The 14,264-nt window shown below is 68.2% G+C and carries 15 protein-coding genes; 11 read left to right on the top strand and 4 right to left on the bottom strand.

What is annotated here, in order from left to right; translation table 11 throughout:
* Positions 1-277: 277 nt before the first annotated feature.
* From BMX43_RS19985 to phnN, 6 genes are read left to right on the top strand one after another with little or no spacing between them, the layout of a single operon-like run.
* Positions 278-616 carry an endonuclease domain-containing protein gene (locus BMX43_RS19985; RefSeq protein WP_217643942.1) on the top strand — a complete coding sequence of 113 codons (339 nt, stop codon included), beginning with the start codon at positions 278-280 and terminating at the stop codon, positions 614-616.
* A complete protein-coding gene (locus BMX43_RS08210) occupies positions 613-1,488 on the top strand; it encodes an alpha-D-ribose 1-methylphosphonate 5-phosphate C-P-lyase PhnJ (protein ID WP_091299948.1) in 876 nt (291 codons plus the stop codon). Before BMX43_RS19985 ends, BMX43_RS08210 begins: the two co-directional genes overlap by 4 nt.
* A 20-nt stretch (positions 1,489-1,508) precedes the next feature.
* On the top strand, positions 1,509-2,300 hold the full coding sequence (phnK, locus tag BMX43_RS08205; RefSeq protein WP_245749423.1) for a phosphonate C-P lyase system protein PhnK: 792 nt from the start codon (positions 1,509-1,511) through the stop codon (positions 2,298-2,300).
* Between the two features lies 1 nt (position 2,301).
* The gene (locus BMX43_RS08200) at positions 2,302-3,261 is read left to right on the top strand and encodes a magnesium transporter CorA family protein (RefSeq protein WP_091299938.1); all 960 of its coding nucleotides are present in this window, start codon (positions 2,302-2,304) and stop codon (positions 3,259-3,261) included.
* Positions 3,258-3,950 carry a phosphonate C-P lyase system protein PhnL gene (gene phnL, locus BMX43_RS08195; RefSeq protein ID WP_091299934.1) on the top strand — a complete coding sequence of 231 codons (693 nt, stop codon included), beginning with the start codon at positions 3,258-3,260 and terminating at the stop codon, positions 3,948-3,950. Before BMX43_RS08200 ends, phnL begins: the two co-directional genes overlap by 4 nt.
* On the top strand, positions 3,947-4,480 hold the full coding sequence (gene phnN / locus BMX43_RS08190; RefSeq protein WP_091299931.1) for a phosphonate metabolism protein/1,5-bisphosphokinase (PRPP-forming) PhnN: 534 nt from the start codon (positions 3,947-3,949) through the stop codon (positions 4,478-4,480). The genes phnL and phnN overlap by 4 nt, the downstream gene beginning before the upstream one ends.
* Here the strand turns inward: phnN and BMX43_RS08185 are convergent.
* Positions 4,462-5,151 (bottom strand): DUF1045 domain-containing protein, encoded by a 690-nt coding sequence (locus tag BMX43_RS08185; protein WP_091299928.1) that lies wholly within the window; start codon positions 5,149-5,151, stop codon positions 4,462-4,464. The two genes, phnN and BMX43_RS08185, sit on opposite strands and share 19 nt — an antisense overlap.
* Before the next feature lie 91 nt (positions 5,152-5,242).
* On the opposite strand from BMX43_RS08185, the gene BMX43_RS08180 reads away from it, so the two are divergent.
* From BMX43_RS08180 to ribD, 3 genes are all read left to right on the top strand, one after another.
* On the top strand, positions 5,243-6,379 hold the full coding sequence (locus BMX43_RS08180) for an alpha-D-ribose 1-methylphosphonate 5-triphosphate diphosphatase (RefSeq protein ID WP_091299925.1): 1,137 nt from the start codon (positions 5,243-5,245) through the stop codon (positions 6,377-6,379).
* A 253-nt stretch (positions 6,380-6,632) separates the two neighbouring features.
* Complete coding sequence (nrdR, locus tag BMX43_RS08175) at positions 6,633-7,103, top strand: transcriptional regulator NrdR (protein ID WP_091299922.1); 471 nt, start codon at positions 6,633-6,635, stop codon at positions 7,101-7,103.
* Positions 7,104-7,117: 14 nt separating this feature from the next.
* Positions 7,118-8,218 carry a bifunctional diaminohydroxyphosphoribosylaminopyrimidine deaminase/5-amino-6-(5-phosphoribosylamino)uracil reductase RibD gene (gene ribD, locus BMX43_RS08170; RefSeq protein WP_091299919.1) on the top strand — a complete coding sequence of 367 codons (1,101 nt, stop codon included), beginning with the start codon at positions 7,118-7,120 and terminating at the stop codon, positions 8,216-8,218.
* A 61-nt stretch (positions 8,219-8,279) separates the two neighbouring features.
* Here ribD and BMX43_RS08165 read toward each other — a convergent pair whose 3' ends face one another.
* Together BMX43_RS08165 and BMX43_RS08160 are read right to left on the bottom strand one after the other, a co-directional pair.
* Positions 8,280-9,884, bottom strand: coding sequence for a GMC family oxidoreductase (locus BMX43_RS08165; RefSeq protein ID WP_091299917.1), 1,605 nt, complete (start codon positions 9,882-9,884; stop codon positions 8,280-8,282).
* A 98-nt stretch (positions 9,885-9,982) separates the two neighbouring features.
* Positions 9,983-11,824 carry an AsmA family protein gene (locus BMX43_RS08160; RefSeq protein ID WP_091299914.1) on the bottom strand — a complete coding sequence of 614 codons (1,842 nt, stop codon included), beginning with the start codon at positions 11,822-11,824 and terminating at the stop codon, positions 9,983-9,985.
* Positions 11,825-12,008: 184 nt separating this feature from the next.
* Between BMX43_RS08160 and rimO the strand changes: the two genes are divergently transcribed.
* Both rimO and BMX43_RS08150 read left to right on the top strand, forming a co-directional pair.
* Positions 12,009-13,415, top strand: coding sequence for a 30S ribosomal protein S12 methylthiotransferase RimO (gene rimO, locus BMX43_RS08155; protein WP_091299911.1), 1,407 nt, complete (start codon positions 12,009-12,011; stop codon positions 13,413-13,415).
* A gap of 80 nt (positions 13,416-13,495) precedes the next feature.
* Entirely contained in the window at positions 13,496-13,870 is a 375-nt protein-coding gene (locus BMX43_RS08150) for a hypothetical protein (RefSeq protein ID WP_091299908.1), read from the top strand.
* Between the two features lie 4 nt (positions 13,871-13,874).
* Here BMX43_RS08150 and BMX43_RS08145 read toward each other — a convergent pair whose 3' ends face one another.
* Positions 13,875-14,234, bottom strand: a complete 360-nt coding sequence (locus BMX43_RS08145; RefSeq protein ID WP_175482054.1) for a diacylglycerol kinase — start codon at positions 14,232-14,234, stop codon at positions 13,875-13,877.
* Positions 14,235-14,264: the final 30 nt, after the last annotated feature.

The raw sequence follows: 14,264 nt of genomic DNA, 5'->3' as shown, positions 1-14,264 counted from the left end.
TTTGGGCGTATGTCGTCCCCGCCCCCCCGCCCTCTCCCCCGAGGGGAGAGGGAGTTCTGGCGCGCTGGGGGATTTGCGGGGCGCGTTGGGGGGCGATGGTGATTTGGGCGTATGTCGTCCCCTCACCCCCGCCCTCTCCCCCGGGGGGAGAGGGAGTTCTGGCGTGCTGGGGGATTCGCGGGGCGCGTTAACCTGCCGCTTACCATGTCGGGTGCAGCCTGACCGCTGGCGCTTCCCTCTCCCCTCGGGGGAGAGGGCCAGGGTGAGGGGGCGGGCGGTGCGGCAGCGGGAGTGGCAGAAATCCTATGCGCGCGAGTTGCGGCAGCAGATGACGGAGGCCGAACGGGTGCTGTGGTTCGCGCTGCGCGACCGGCGGCTGTGTGGCGCCAAGTTCCGCAGGCAGGTGCCGGTCGGCCCCTATATCGCCGATTTCTATTGTGCGGCCCATCGGCTGATCCTTGAGGTCGATGGTGGGCAGCATGGCGGCCTGTGCGATGCGCAGCGGGATTGCTGGTTGGCGGGGCAGGGGTTTCGCGTGTTGCGGGTCTGGAACTCCGATGTGCGGGGCAATCTGCCCGGTGTGATGCAGATGATTGCAGAGGAACTGCGGCGATGAGCGATCAGGCTTACAATTTCGCCTATCTGGACGAACAGACCAAGCGGATGATCCGTCGGGCGATCCTGAAGGGGATTGCGGTGCCCGGCTATCAGGTGCCGTTTGCCAGCCGCGAGATGCCGATGCCTTATGGCTGGGGCACGGGCGGCGTGCAGGTGACGGCGGCCTGTCTGGTGCCGGAGGACCAACTGAAGGTGATTGATCAGGGCGCTGATGACACGACCAACGCGGTGTCGATCCGGGCGTTCTTTCAGCGGGTGGCGGGGGTGGCGGTGACGGGGGCCACCGCCGAGGCGACGCTGATCCAGACGCGCCACCGCATCCCGGAAGTGCCGCTGCGCGCGGGGCAGATTCTGGTCTATCAGGTGCCGATCCCGGAGCCGTTGCGCTTTCTGGAGCCGCGCGAGAGCGAGACGCGCAAGATGCATGAGTTGGAAGAATACGGGCTGATGCATGTGAAACTGTATGAGGACATCGCGCGGCATGGCGCGATTGCCACCTCTTACGCCTATCCGGTGAAGGTGGAGGGACGCTATGTGATGGACCCGTCGCCGATCCCGAAATTCGACAATCCGAAGCTGGCGGGCTGTGCGGCGATCCAGTTGTTCGGGGCGGGGCGCGAGCAGCGGATCTATGCGCTGCCGCCGTTCTGCGACGTGGTCAGTCTGGATTTCGAGGATCATCCGTTTGTTGCCAGCAAGGCCGATCACGATTGCGATCTGTGCGGCGCGGGCGACAGCTATCTGGATGAGGTGATCGTGGATGATGCGGGCGGGCGGATGTTTGTCTGTTCGGACACCGATTTCTGCGCGTCGCGGCATGCGGCGGGGCAGCGCGGGCGGTTGGCGCCCTTGACAGAGGGGGGTCTGTGATGGGGGCCGGGGAAGTGAGTATTTGTGCCAGGGTGAAGGGGCAAGAGGGCGCGCTTTTGCAGGTGCAGGGTTTGGGCAAGCGTTATGGCGCGCGCATCGGCTGTGCGGATGTATCCTTTGATCTTTGGCCGGGCGAGGTGTTGGGGATCGTGGGCGAGAGTGGGTCGGGGAAATCGACGCTGCTGTCGTGTCTTGCGGGGCATTTGCGGCCGGATGCGGGGCGGGTGATGTTTCGCACCGATCAGGGGATGCGCGACACCGTGGCGATGGCCGAGCCGGAGCGGCGGCGGCTGGCGCGCACCGATTGGGCCTTTGTGCATCAGCACGCGCGGGATGGGCTGCGCATGGGGGTCAGCGCGGGCGGCAATGTCGGCGAGCGGCTGATGGCGGTGGGGGCGCGGAATTATGGTGCGATCCGTGGCGCGGCGCTGGACTGGTTGCAGCGGGTGGAGATCGCGGCGGACCGGATCGACGACCGGCCTTCCGCCTTTTCCGGCGGGATGCAGCAACGCTTGCAGATCGCGCGCAATCTGGTGACCGGGCCGCGGCTGGTGTTCATGGACGAGCCCACAGGGGGGCTGGATGTCAGCGTGCAGGCGCGGTTGCTGGATCTGTTGCGCGGGCTGGTGCGCGAGATGGGGCTTTCGGTGATCATCGTGACGCATGACCTTGCGGTGGTGCGGTTGCTGGCCGACCGGCTGATGGTGATGAAATCGGGGCGGGTGGTGGAGCAGGGTCTGACAGATCAGGTCTTGGACGACCCGCAGCATGGATATACGCAACTGCTGGTGTCCTCTGTCCTGCAGGTATGAAATGCTGTTTGCCTATGTCCCCGACGGCCCGAAGCTGAAGCAATTGCCCAATGGGGTGGATCTGTCCCCGGCGGTCTGGGTCGATCTGTATCGGCCGATGCCGGGGCAGGTGGAGGCGGCGCAGGCCATGGGGGTGGAGGTGCCGACGCTGGCGGATATGGAGGAGATCGAGGTTTCCAACCGTCTGTACCGGGAAAATGGCGCCGATTACCTGACGGTGGTGCTGCCGGGGCTGAGCGAGACCAAGACGCCGATTTCTGGCCCGGTCTGTTTCATCCTGCGGCCCGAGCGGCTGGTGACGGTGCGCCACCATGCGCCGCGCCCGTTCGAGACCTATCCGGTGCGGGCCGACAAGGTGGGGCCGGGCTGCGGCGACCCGCGGCGGCTGTTCCTGTCGCTGATCGAGGAGATCATCGGGCGGCTGGCCGATCTGCTGGAAGGATCGGGCCGCGCTTTGGATACGGTGATGGGCCGGGTGTTCAGCGAGGGGGCGGAGACGACCGACAATGCGCTGCAACAGGCGCTGCGCGAGGTGGCGCGGGAAAGCGATCTGGTGAGCCGGGTGCGGCTGTCGCTGCTGACGATGGAGCGGGCGATCAGCTATTTCGGCCAGTCGCTGGATGACGGGGCGGAGGGCAAGCTGCTGCGCCCCATCGTCAAGGGGTTGATGCGCGACATTCAGGCGCTGGAGGTGCATGGCGATTTTCTGACCAGCCGGGTCGCCATGGCCTCGGACGTGACCTTGGGCATGGTCAATCTGGTGCAGAACAAGACGGTGAAGATCGTGTCGGTCGTCGCCGTGATCTTCCTGCCGCCGACGGTGATCGCCTCGGCCTATGGGATGAACTTTGCGAATATGCCGGAGCTGGACTGGCGTTTTGGCTATCCTATGGCGCTGGGGCTGATGCTGGCCTCGGCGGTGGGCACCTATCTGTTCTTCAAATGGAAGCGATGGTTATGATCGAGATTTCCGACCTGTCGAAAGCGTTTACCCTGCACAATCAGGGGGGGGCTGTGATCCCGGTGATGGCGGGGGGCGCGCTGTCGGTGGCGCGCGGCGAATGTGTGGGGCTGGTGGGGCAGAGCGGGGCGGGCAAGAGCACGCTGATGCGGATGGTCTACGGCAATTATCTGGCCAATGGCGGGGCGATTCTGGTGGGCGGCGTGGATGTGGCGCGGGCCGCCCCGCGCGAGATCATCGCGCTGCGCCGCGAGGTGCTGGGCTATGTGAGCCAGTTCCTGCGCGTGGTGCCGCGGGTGCCGACGTTGCAGGTGGTGGCGGAACCGCTGCTGGTGCTGGGCGTGGCGCGGGACGAGGCCGAGGCGCGGGCGGCGGCGCTGCTGGCGCGGCTGAACATCCCGGAACGGCTGTGGGCGCTGTCGCCCACCACGTTTTCGGGTGGCGAGCAGCAACGGGTGAACATCGCGCGCGGCTTTGCGCATCGGTACCCGGTGCTGTTGCTGGACGAGCCGACGGCGAGCCTGGATGCGGCGAACCGCGAGGTGGTGCTGGGGCTGATCGAGGAAGCCAAGGCGGGTGGCGCGGCGATTCTGGGGATCTTTCACGACGAGGCTGCGCGCGAACGGGTCTGTGACCGGCTGGTGGATGTGCGGGCCTTTACCCCAAAGTCTGACCCGGTGGCGGCATGAGCCGGTTGTTCGCTGTGGTCGGGCCTTCGGGCGCCGGCAAGGATACGCTGATCGCGGCGGCGCAGGCGGCGCAACCGGGGCTGTGCGTGGTGCGCCGGGTGATCTCGCGCCCCGAGGCGGCGGGGGGCGAGGATTTCGAGGGGGTCAGTGCGGCGCAATTCGCGGCGCGGCGGGCGGCGGGAGAGTTTGCGCTGCATTGGCAGGCGCATGGGCTGGACTATGGCATTCCGGCGCAGGCGCTGGCGCCGCTGGCCGCGGGGCGCGACGTGATCTTCAACGGATCGCGCCGCGCGCTGGAAGCGGCGCGGGGGATGCCGGGGCTGGAGGTGATTCTGGTGACGGCCCCGGCGCAGGTGCTGGCGGCGCGGCTGGCGGCGCGCGGGCGCGAGACGGCCGCCGATGTGGCAGCGCGGCTGGCGCGGGCCGCCCCTTTGCCCCAAGGCTTCGTGGTGCATGAGGTGGACAATGGCGGCGCGCTGGCCGATGGCGTGGCGCGGTTTCTGGCGGTGTTTCAGCCGGTGAGGGCGTAGCGGTGCAACAGATGGAACGTGCCGTCCTGCGCCTCGCCGAACAGGCAGAGGGTTTTGATCTGGAAGGGCTGCGGGATCGTGGCGGCGAAATGCGCGGCGATGGCGGCCTCGGTCGGTGCAATCTCCCACGGGTCCAGCGGGCCGGTGAGGGTGAGGTGGAAGCGGAATTCCTCCATCACGAAGGGGTAGCCGTAGCTGTCGAGCAGGGCGCGCTGGCGCGGGGTCAGGCGCTCGGGGCGGCGGCGGGCGATTTCGGCCTCGGTCAGGGCCGCGCGATGGGTATCAAGGCGGCGCACCACCTCGGCAGCGAGATGTTCCAGCGGCGCGGTGTCGCCGGTGGGGCAGAGTGCCAGAAAGCGGCCCAGCCGGGTCAGCGCAAGGCCGGGCAGGGTGACGGGGGCAAGACGGGCGGCCAGCGCCTCGACCGCCGCCGCCAGCCGGTCGGGCGAGGTGCCGGGGGCAAGGCGGAAGGGCGGTTTGATCGTGCCGTGAAAGCCGTATTTGCGCGGCTCGGCGGTCAGATCGGCCAGCGGGCGGGGCAGGCCCGGCGGGGTGGGCTGCGGGCAGGGCATGCCGGTGGCGGCATCCCAGCCGAGCCAGCTTGCCGACCGATCTGCGAAGGCGCCGGGGTCCGGCGCGTAATACACTGCGAAGCGTTTCATCTGTTCCATGGCGGGCGGTTTAGCGGGGCTGTGTCACACGGACGTGACATCTGGCTGCCACTCCCTGCCGCTTGCTGCAAGCCTGATGCGAGATAACACCATGACCGAGACCATTCTTGCCAATGCCACGCTGGTTCTGCCGGGCGAAGTTCTGACCGGCGGCCTTGTGCTGCGCGACGGGCGGATTGCCGAAATCTTTCAGGGGGCTGCGCTGCCTGCGGGCGCGATGGATTGCGCGGGCGATCTGGTGATGCCGGGGCTGATCGAGCTGCATACGGATAATCTGGAGCGCCATATCGAGCCGCGCCCCAAGGTGAGCTGGCCCCATGCGGCGGCGATCATCGCCCATGATGCCGAACTGGCCAGCGTGGGGATCACCACAGTGTTCGATGCGCTGCGGGTGGGATCGGTCGTGTCGAAGAAGAAGGGCAATTACGGCGAATATGCAAGGGCGCTGGCGGATGAGATCCTGGACCTGCGGGCGCAGGGCGTGCTGCGGATCAGCCATTTCCTGCATCTGCGCGCCGAGATCTGTTCGGAAACGCTGGTCGAGGAGATGGCCAAGTTTGGCCCCGCCGACCGGGTGGGGATCGTCAGCCTGATGGACCACACGCCGGGCGAGCGGCAGTTCCGCGATGTCAGCAAGCTGCGCGATTATGTCTGCGGCAAGCATGGCTACAGCGAGGCGGAGTTTCAGGGCCATGTCGCAGGGCAGCGCGCGCTGCGCGACCGGCTGGGCGCGCTGCATGAGGCGACGGCGGTGGCCGAGGCGCGGCGTTACGGCGCGGTGCTGGCCAGCCATGACGACACGACCGCGCCGCAGGTGGCGGTGTCGGCCGGGCATGGGGTGGGCTTTGCCGAATTTCCCACCACCGAAGAGGCCGCGCGCGCCTGCCATGATCACGGCATCGCGGTGATGATGGGGGCGCCGAACCTGATCCGCGGCGGATCGCATTCCGGCAATGTGGCGGCGCAGGCGCTGGCCGAGGCGGGGGTGCTGGACATCCTGTCGTCGGATTATGTGCCCTCGTCGCTCTTGTCGGCGGCGCTGATGTTGGGCGACCTGTGGGGCGATCTGGCGCGCGGCGTGGCCACGGTGACGGCGGCGCCGGCGGCGGCGACCGGGCTTGCGGATCGCGGGCGGCTGGCGGTCGGCGCGCGGGCCGATGTGATCCGCGTGGCGCGGATCGGGCAGGCGGGGGCGGTGCGCGCGCTGTGGGTGGCCGGGCGGCGCTGACGCGGGGGGCGCTGCTGGCGCGGGCGGATTTGGGTATTTGGGCAAAGAAGAAGGGGCAGGGCGTCTTTCCCTTGCCCCGACCCCCGACTTTCGGCGCAAGCCTGAGTCCTTGTCGCCACAGTTGCGCCGCTAGATGCGGTAGGGAAAAATTGACGCTGGCCGAAACCTGCGCATTCTTGCTAGGGTCTGTGGATAACTGGGGCAGCGAACCCCGGATGCGAGGCAGGACAGTCAGGAAAAAGGGGGACGGCGGATGCGCTGCCCATTCTGCGGCAATATCGACACTCAGGTGAAGGACAGCCGCCCGGCCGAGGATCATGTGTCGATCCGGCGGCGGCGGTTCTGCCCGGCCTGTGGCGGCCGCTTTACCACCTATGAACGGGTGCAGTTGCGCGATCTCGTCGTCATCAAATCCTCGGGCAAGCGCGAGGATTTTGATCGCGACAAGCTGGAGCGCTCGATCCGCATCGCCATGCAGAAACGCCCGATCGACCCCGAACGCATCGACCAGATGATTTCCGGCATCGTGCGGCGGCTGGAAAGCCTGGGCGAGACCGACATCCCGTCGCGCACCATTGGCGAGATCGTGATGGAAAGCCTGGCGCGGATCGACACGGTGGCCTATGTGCGGTTTGCCAGCGTTTACAAGAACTTCCAGGCGGCGGACGATTTCGACAAGTTCGTGAGCGAGCTGCGCCCGATGGCGGGCAGCCCAGAAGAGTGAGCGACGCGGCCCATATGCGGGTGGCCCTTGCGCTGGCGGCGCGGGGCTTGGGGAATACATGGCCCAACCCGGCGGTGGGTTGCGTCATCGTCACACGCGGTTCCACCCCGGCACAGACCGGGGGGGATCGCATAGTGGGGCGCGGCTGGACCCAACCGGGTGGCCGCCCCCACGCCGAACGCCGGGCGCTGGATCAGGCGGGGGCGGCGGCGCGCGGCGCGACCGCCTATGTCACGCTGGAGCCTTGCGCCCATCACGGCCATACCCCGCCCTGTGCCGAGGCGCTGATCGGCGCCGGGGTGGCGCGGGTGGTCACCGCGCTGACCGACCCCGATCCGAGGGTCGCAGGCAAGGGCCATGCGCTGCTGCGCGCGGCAGGGATTGCGGTCACCGAAGGCGTGCTGGGGGCCGAGGCGCGCGCGCTGAATGCCGGGTTTCTGAAGCGGGTGGAGCGGGGGTTGCCCTTCGTCACGCTGAAGCTGGCCACCACGCTGGATGGGCGGATCGCCACGGCCAGCGGTGAAAGCCGCTGGATCACCGGCGCGCAGTCGCGCCGCGCGGTTCATGCGATGCGGATGGCGCATGATGCGGTGATGGTCGGATCGGGCACCGCGCTGGCGGATGACCCGGATCTGACGGTGCGCGATCTTGGCGCCCGGCATCAACCGATCCGCATCGTGATCGACAGCCATTTGCGCCTTGGTCCCGACAGCCGTCTGGGCCGCACGGCACGGCAGGTGCCGGTCTGGCTGATCCATACCGACGCAGCACCGATGGCCGCGCGGGCGGGCTGGCAGGCCACGGGCGCCCGGCTGATTGCGGTGCCCGAAGCGCAGGGCCATGCCGATCTGGACGCCGCGCTGCGCCTGCTGGCCGCCGAAGGGCTGACCCGTATCTTCTGCGAAGGCGGCGCCGATCTGGCCGCCGCGCTGATCCGTGCCGGGCTGGTGGATGATCTTGCCCAATTCACCGCAGGTCGCCTGATCGGCGCCGAAGGCCGCGCCGCGCTGGGCGCGCTGGGCCTTGCCGCCCTGGCCGAGGCGCCGCGCCTGACCCTGGGGTCCACCAGTGCCATCGGGCCGGACACGCTCAGCCTCTGGCATATTTCACCCTGATCCAAATACTCTGCGGGGGTCTGGGGGCGCAAAGCCCCCAGCGGTTACCGCCTCGCTCTGGTCAGGCCAGCATCGCCCGCGCGCATTTCTCGCCGATCATCATCGAGGGCGCGTTGGTGTTGCCCGCGATCAGCGTCGGCATGACCGAGGCATCGGCGACGCGCAGCCCGGCGATGCCCTGCACGCGCAGCCCCTGCGGATCGACCACGGCCTTGGCATCCACCCCCATCTTGCAGGTGCCGACCGGGTGATAGACGGTCAGCGCCTCGGCCCGCAGATAGGCGAGGATGTCGGCATCGCTTTGCACCTGCGGGCCGGGCAGCATTTCGGCGCCGCGGATCGGGGCGAAGGCGGGGGCGGCGAAGATGCGGCGGGCGAGCTTGATGCCTTCGATCAGCGTGCGCTGGTCATGGTCGTCAGAGAAGAAGCGGTGGTCGATTTCCAGCGCAAGCTGGCCGCCGCTGCGGGCAAGGCGCAATTCGCCGACCGACCGGGGGCGCAGCACGCAGGTATGGATGGCATAGCCATGGCCATATTCGACCAGCCGCCCGCGGTGGCTGCGATAGCCGGGCACGAAGTGGAACTGCACATCGGGTTCGGCACCGGCCAGCGGGGTGCGGGCAAAGCCCCCGGCCTCGACGTAATTGGTGGTCAGCATTCCCTTGCGGGCGCCGAAATAGCGCAGGGGGGCGGCGAGGATCGCGGGCAGGTTGGGCAGCGACAGGCCCAGCGTTTCGGTGCTGCCTGAGCGCACGGTGATCATGCCGTCGATATGGTCGCGCAGGTTCTGGCCGACGCCGGGCAGATCATGGGCCACGTCGATGCCTGCCGCCTGCAGGGCGGCGCCGGGGCCGATGCCCGAGGCGAGCAGGATCTGCGGCGAGCCGATGGCGCCCGCCGACAGCACCACCTCGCCCCGGCAGGTCAGGGTGCGGCCGTCGCGCAAGGAAACGCCGGTGACGCGGCGGGCGTCCAGCGTCAGGCGGGCCACTTCGGCGCCGGTCAGCACGGTCAGGTTGGGACGGGACAGCGCGGGTTCCAGGAAGGCGCGGGCCGAGGAAAAGCGCGTCGCGCGGTCTTGCGTCACGTTGTAGATGCCCACGCCCTCTTGCGTCGCACCGTTGAAATCGGCGCTTTCGCGCAGGCCGATTTCCTGTGCGGCGCGGATGAAGCGCTGCGAGGTGGGCGAGGGGTCTTGCGGGCGTTCCACCTGCAATGCGCCGTCAAAGCCGTGGAAGGCCGGGTCTTGCCCGGCGCGGTTGCGTTCCAGCGCCTTGAACACCGGCAGCACATCGGCCCAGCCCCAGCCGGTATTCCCGAGGGCCGCCCAATCGTCATAGTCGCGGGCGGCGCCGCGGATATAGACCATGGAATTGAGGATCGACGAGCCGCCCAAGCCCTTGCCCCGGTTCACCGGGATGCGGCGGTTGTTCAACCCGGCTTGCGGCGTGCCGAGGAAGGCCCAGTCATAGGTCGGATCGCCATAGAGGGCGAGGATACCTGCGGGCACCTTGACCTTCAGCGCGCGGGCCGGGCCGCCCGCCTCGATCAGGCAGACGCGATGCACAGGGTTGGCCGACAGCCGGTTGGCCAGCACGCAGCCCGCCGAGCCTGCGCCGATGATGATATAGTCGAAAACCCCGCCGTCCAGAAATCCGCCGTCCATGTGCGCCCCTTTGCCAAGCCTCCCCGGGGGCAGGGGATCACGGGGTGGGCTTTGGAAAAAGCAGGAAATCCCGAGCCATGGCTTCGGGTGGGCCGAAGCTAGTCGCCAGGGACAGGCGTGGCGCCGGACAGTTCCTGCAGGCGCTGGCGGGCGAGGTCTTCGGCGCGTTCGCGTTCGGCCTGCTGGCGCTGCTGGCCCAGCCATTCCAGATCCAGCCGCACGTTCAGATCGGACCACGGGCCGGAGATCAGCACCGGCACCTCGATCCCCGGTGTGCCGTCGGGGCTGGCGGGCAGGCGGGGCAACAGGCGGTAGGTGACGCTTTGGCCGCCGATATCCAGCGTGCCCGCGCCATCGGTGGAAAACTGCGGCGAGGCAATGGCGAGATCGCCGATTTCGGCCACGCCCTTGTTGAGGGTGAAGCTGAAGGACAGGCTGTCAAACGCGGTCTTGCGGCCCGGGCCGACATAGCCGGGGTCCATGGCGCGCAACATGCCGGGCAGATCGAGGCCCAGCATCTCGCCCTTGCCCATGCGGATTTCGCCGTCGCCCGACAGGCTGTGCATGATCGCGTCGATGCTGTTGCCGATGCCGAGGAATTTCAGCCGCACATCGCCGCGCCCGGTCAGCCGGTCAAAGCCCGCGACATCGGCGAACAGCGCTTCCAGCGTCAGGCCCTTGAAGCGCAGGTCGCCGCCGACCGACAGGCCCTTGCGCCCGTTCACCACGAAACTGCCTGCCGCCGTGCCGCCATAGGCATCGGCATCCTGCAGCGTCAGCACGGCGCGGGCGCGGTCCAGCGTCAGGTTGGCGTGGGTGGGACCAAGGGCGGCGCTGCCGAAGGCGAGGCTTTGGGCGGTGAGGTCCACACTGGCATCGAACAGGTCCAGCGCGGTCACATCCAGGGCGGCGGTGGGCCAGCCCTGCGCGGGGGCGTTGCCGCTGGGGGCGGTGGTGCCGGGCAGGGTGAAGGCGCCAAGGTCGAGATTGGCATCCAGCCGGGGGCGCTCGCCCGCCGGGCGCCAGCGCAGCGCGCCGGTGATCTGCTGGCCATCGGCGGCCAGAACGGCATCGGACAGGGCCAGTTCGCGGTCGGGCTGCAGGCGCATCTGCGCTTCGAGGGTGAGGCTTTCCGCGCCAAGGCCCTTGGGCAGCGTGGGCGGCGGCAGGCCCGCCAGCGCGGCGAGGGCGGCGGTATCGGTGAAATCGGCCACCAGCGCGCCTTCGGCCTGCAGCGGCGCCAGCCCGGCGGTGCCGGAAAAATGCAGGGCTGCGGCGCCGGTTTGCAGCGTCAGGTCCAGATCGGCGGGGGCGCCTTGCAGGGTGGCCGCCGCATCGGACAGCGCGATGTCGGCGCGCAGGGTTTGCCCGTTCAGGCTGGCGCTGGCATTGGCCAGCATCAGCCCGTGAAAGGCGGGCAGTTCGGCATCCAGTTGCAGCGCGTCCAGCCGCAGGTCGGTGCCGCTGATCCGGTCGATCAGGCGCAGGGTGCCGTCGCGGATCACCACGGCGCCAATGCTGAAGGCGTCTTCCGCCGCCGGATCGGCGGGGGCGGTGCCGGGCGAGGCCCAGTTGAGGTGGCCCGCCGTGTCGCGTTCCACCACCAGTTCGGCATCGTGCAGGCGGATCGCGGTGATCTGGAGCTTGCCGCTCATCATCGCCGCGAAATCCAGACCGATGTCCATGGCCGAGGCGCGCAGCAGATCGGGGGCATCGCCGCCCGCCGCAGCGGCGATGCGCACCGGGCCGGTGCGCACGCCGACCAGCGGCCAGAGCCGGGCGGTGAAGCCGCCGTCGATCTGGATCGGGCGGCCGGTGGCGACGGCAAAGCGTTCGGCGGCCAGCCGCCCCACGCCATCCTTGGGCATCAGCAGCACCATGCCGCCCAGCAGCAGCAGGGCCACCAGAACCGTTGCCATGAACTTTGTCAGCCAGCGCATCTTGGTCTCTTCCGCCGAGAGGGCCGCAGGGAGGGGCCGCAGGGTTGGCGAATCGTAGACTGCCTGCGCGCGGGCAACAACCGTTTGCCGACGCCTCGGCAAAGGGTCGCGCAGCGGATCGGGGGCGGATTTGGCGCCAGATGCTGCCGTTAGGCCCCTTTGCGCCAGTCGCCGCTGCGGCTATATGGGGCGCATGTCGCAAAACCCGCCCAGCCTTCGCCCCGACCTCGCCCGCGCGCTTGTCCCTGACGAGCGGCGCGCCGGACAACCGACCATCGGCATGGTCTCGCTCGGCTGCCCAAAGGCGCTGGTGGACAGCGAGCGCATCCTGACCCGGCTGCGCGCCGAAGGCTATGCGATCAGCCCCGATTACAAGGGCGCCGATGCGGTGATCGTGAACACCTGCGGCTTTCTGGACAGTGCAAAGGCCGAAAGCCTTGAGGCGATTGGCGAGGCGCTGCGCGAAAACGGCAAGGTGCTGGTCACCGGCTGTCTGGGCGCCGAGCCGGATTATATCACCGGCGCGCATCCCAAGGTGCTGGCGGTGACCGGCCCGCATCAATACGAGGCGGTGCTGGATGCGGTGCACAAGGTGGTGCCGCCATCGCCCGATCCGTTCATCGATCTGCTGCCGACCAGCGGGGTCAGCCTGACGCCGCGCCATTACAGCTATCTGAAGATTTCGGAAGGCTGCAACCACAAGTGCAAGTTCTGCATCATCCCCGACATGCGCGGCAAACTGGTCAGCCGTCCGGCCCATGCCGTGCTGCGCGAGGCGGAAAAGCTGGTGGATGCGGGCGTGCGCGAGTTGCTGGTGATTTCGCAGGATACCAGCGCCTATGGCGTGGACCGCAAGCATGATCTGAGCCCCTGGAAGGGCGGCGAGGTGCGGGCGCATATCACTGACCTCGCGCGCGAGCTGGGGCGGCTGGGCGCCAAGGACGAGCTTTGGGTGCGGTTGCACTATGTCTACCCCTACCCGCATGTGCGCGACCTGATCCCGCTGATGGCCGAAGGGCTGGTGCTGCCTTATCTCGACATTCCGTTCCAGCACGCCCACCCCGAGGTGTTGCGCCGCATGGCGCGGCCTGCGGCGGCGGCAAAGACGCTGGATGAAATCGCGGCATGGCGGCGCGATTGCCCGGACATCACGCTGCGTTCCACCTTCATCGTGGGGTATCCCGGCGAGACGGAGGCGGAGTTCCAGACCCTGCTGGACTGGCTGGACGAGGCGCAACTGGATCGCGTCGGCTGCTTCCAGTACGAAAACGTCGCGGGGGCGCGGTCGAATGACTTGCCGGACCATGTGCCTGCCGAGGTGAAGCAGGAACGCTGGGACCGCTTCATGGAAAAGGCGCAGGCCATTTCCGAGGCCAAGCTGGCGGCGAAGGTGGGGCAGGTGATGCAGGTGCTGGTGGACGAGGTGGATGCCGAAGGCGCCACCTGCCGCACCAAGGCCGACGCGCCGGAAATCGACGGCAACCTGTTCATCGACGAGGGGTTCGAGGACTTGCAGCCCGGCGATCTGGTGACGGTCGAGGTGGAAGAGGCCGGGGAATATGATCTGTGGGGCCGGGTGATCGGCACCTGATCGCGGGGGCTGGCAAAACACGAATCCGTGATATGCTTTTGGCGCGCGCAGCAACGCGCGTTCCATTCAGGGAAAGCATCATGGCAATTTCACGGAATTTCCTGTTGATCGGTACCTTGTATCTTGTGATCGGGATCGGGCTGGGCAGCCATATGGGCGCCTCGGGCGATCATACGTTGGCGCCGGTTCATGCGCATATCAACCTGCTGGGCTTCACGCTGATGGCGGTGTTCGGCCTGTGCTACCGGGTGATTCCGGGGCTGGCGGAAGCCGGGCTGGCGCGGGCGCATTTCTGGCTGCATCAGGCGGGCGCGCTGGTCTTGCTGGCGGCGCTGGCCCTGATGATGAGCGGGACCGTTGCGGGCGAGGTGATCGGCCCGGTGTTCCCGGTGGCGGAACTGGCGATTCTGGCCGGGGTGTTGTGTTTCGGGCTGAACCTGTGGCGGCGGGCGTAAGGGCCTAGCCCAGCAGGATCACCAGCCAGGCGACACCGCCTGCAATCGCGGTCAGCGCCACGGCGGCGCTGCCGCAATCCTTGGCGCGGCCCGCGCGGGGGTCTTGATCGGTCGAGATATAGTCGATGGCTTCCTCGATCGCGGTGTTGAACAGCTCGGCCACCAGGATCAGCAGGCCAAGCGCCAGGATCAGGGCACGTTCGCCGGGGGCGAGCGGCAGCAGGAAGGCCAGTGTGGCCGAGGCCAGGTTGACGCCGACCCATTGGCGCAGCGATTTCTCGCTGGCCCAGGCGGCACGCCAGCCCTGCCATGACCAGCGCGCGGTATTGCCCAGCCTGCGCAGTTCCGCCCCCAGTTTCAGCATCGCATCCTCCTGCCCGTATCGGCGCGGATA

Origin of the sequence: Gemmobacter aquatilis, from assembly GCF_900110025.1 — a bacterium.
Taxonomy (GTDB): domain Bacteria; phylum Pseudomonadota; class Alphaproteobacteria; order Rhodobacterales; family Rhodobacteraceae; genus Gemmobacter; species Gemmobacter aquatilis.
This window is presented reverse-complemented; position numbering and strand designations above follow the sequence as displayed.

Coding starts and splice junctions, on each gene's coding strand:
- BMX43_RS08200 (WP_091299938.1), top strand. CDS start 2,302: ATGCTGTTTGCCTATGTCCCCGACGGCCCGAAGCTGAAGCAATTGCCC.
- BMX43_RS08210 (WP_091299948.1), top strand. CDS start 613: ATGAGCGATCAGGCTTACAATTTCGCCTATCTGGACGAACAGACCAAG.
- phnL (WP_091299934.1), top strand. CDS start 3,258: ATGATCGAGATTTCCGACCTGTCGAAAGCGTTTACCCTGCACAATCAG.
- BMX43_RS08150 (WP_091299908.1), top strand. CDS start 13,496: ATGGCAATTTCACGGAATTTCCTGTTGATCGGTACCTTGTATCTTGTG.
- phnN (WP_091299931.1), top strand. CDS start 3,947: ATGAGCCGGTTGTTCGCTGTGGTCGGGCCTTCGGGCGCCGGCAAGGAT.
- rimO (WP_091299911.1), top strand. CDS start 12,009: ATGGGGCGCATGTCGCAAAACCCGCCCAGCCTTCGCCCCGACCTCGCC.
- ribD (WP_091299919.1), top strand. CDS start 7,118: ATGCGGGTGGCCCTTGCGCTGGCGGCGCGGGGCTTGGGGAATACATGG.
- BMX43_RS08185 (WP_091299928.1), bottom strand. CDS start 5,151: ATGGAACAGATGAAACGCTTCGCAGTGTATTACGCGCCGGACCCCGGC.
- BMX43_RS08145 (WP_175482054.1), bottom strand. CDS start 14,234: ATGCTGAAACTGGGGGCGGAACTGCGCAGGCTGGGCAATACCGCGCGC.
- BMX43_RS08180 (WP_091299925.1), top strand. CDS start 5,243: ATGACCGAGACCATTCTTGCCAATGCCACGCTGGTTCTGCCGGGCGAA.
- nrdR (WP_091299922.1), top strand. CDS start 6,633: ATGCGCTGCCCATTCTGCGGCAATATCGACACTCAGGTGAAGGACAGC.
- BMX43_RS08165 (WP_091299917.1), bottom strand. CDS start 9,884: ATGGACGGCGGATTTCTGGACGGCGGGGTTTTCGACTATATCATCATC.
- BMX43_RS08160 (WP_091299914.1), bottom strand. CDS start 11,824: ATGCGCTGGCTGACAAAGTTCATGGCAACGGTTCTGGTGGCCCTGCTG.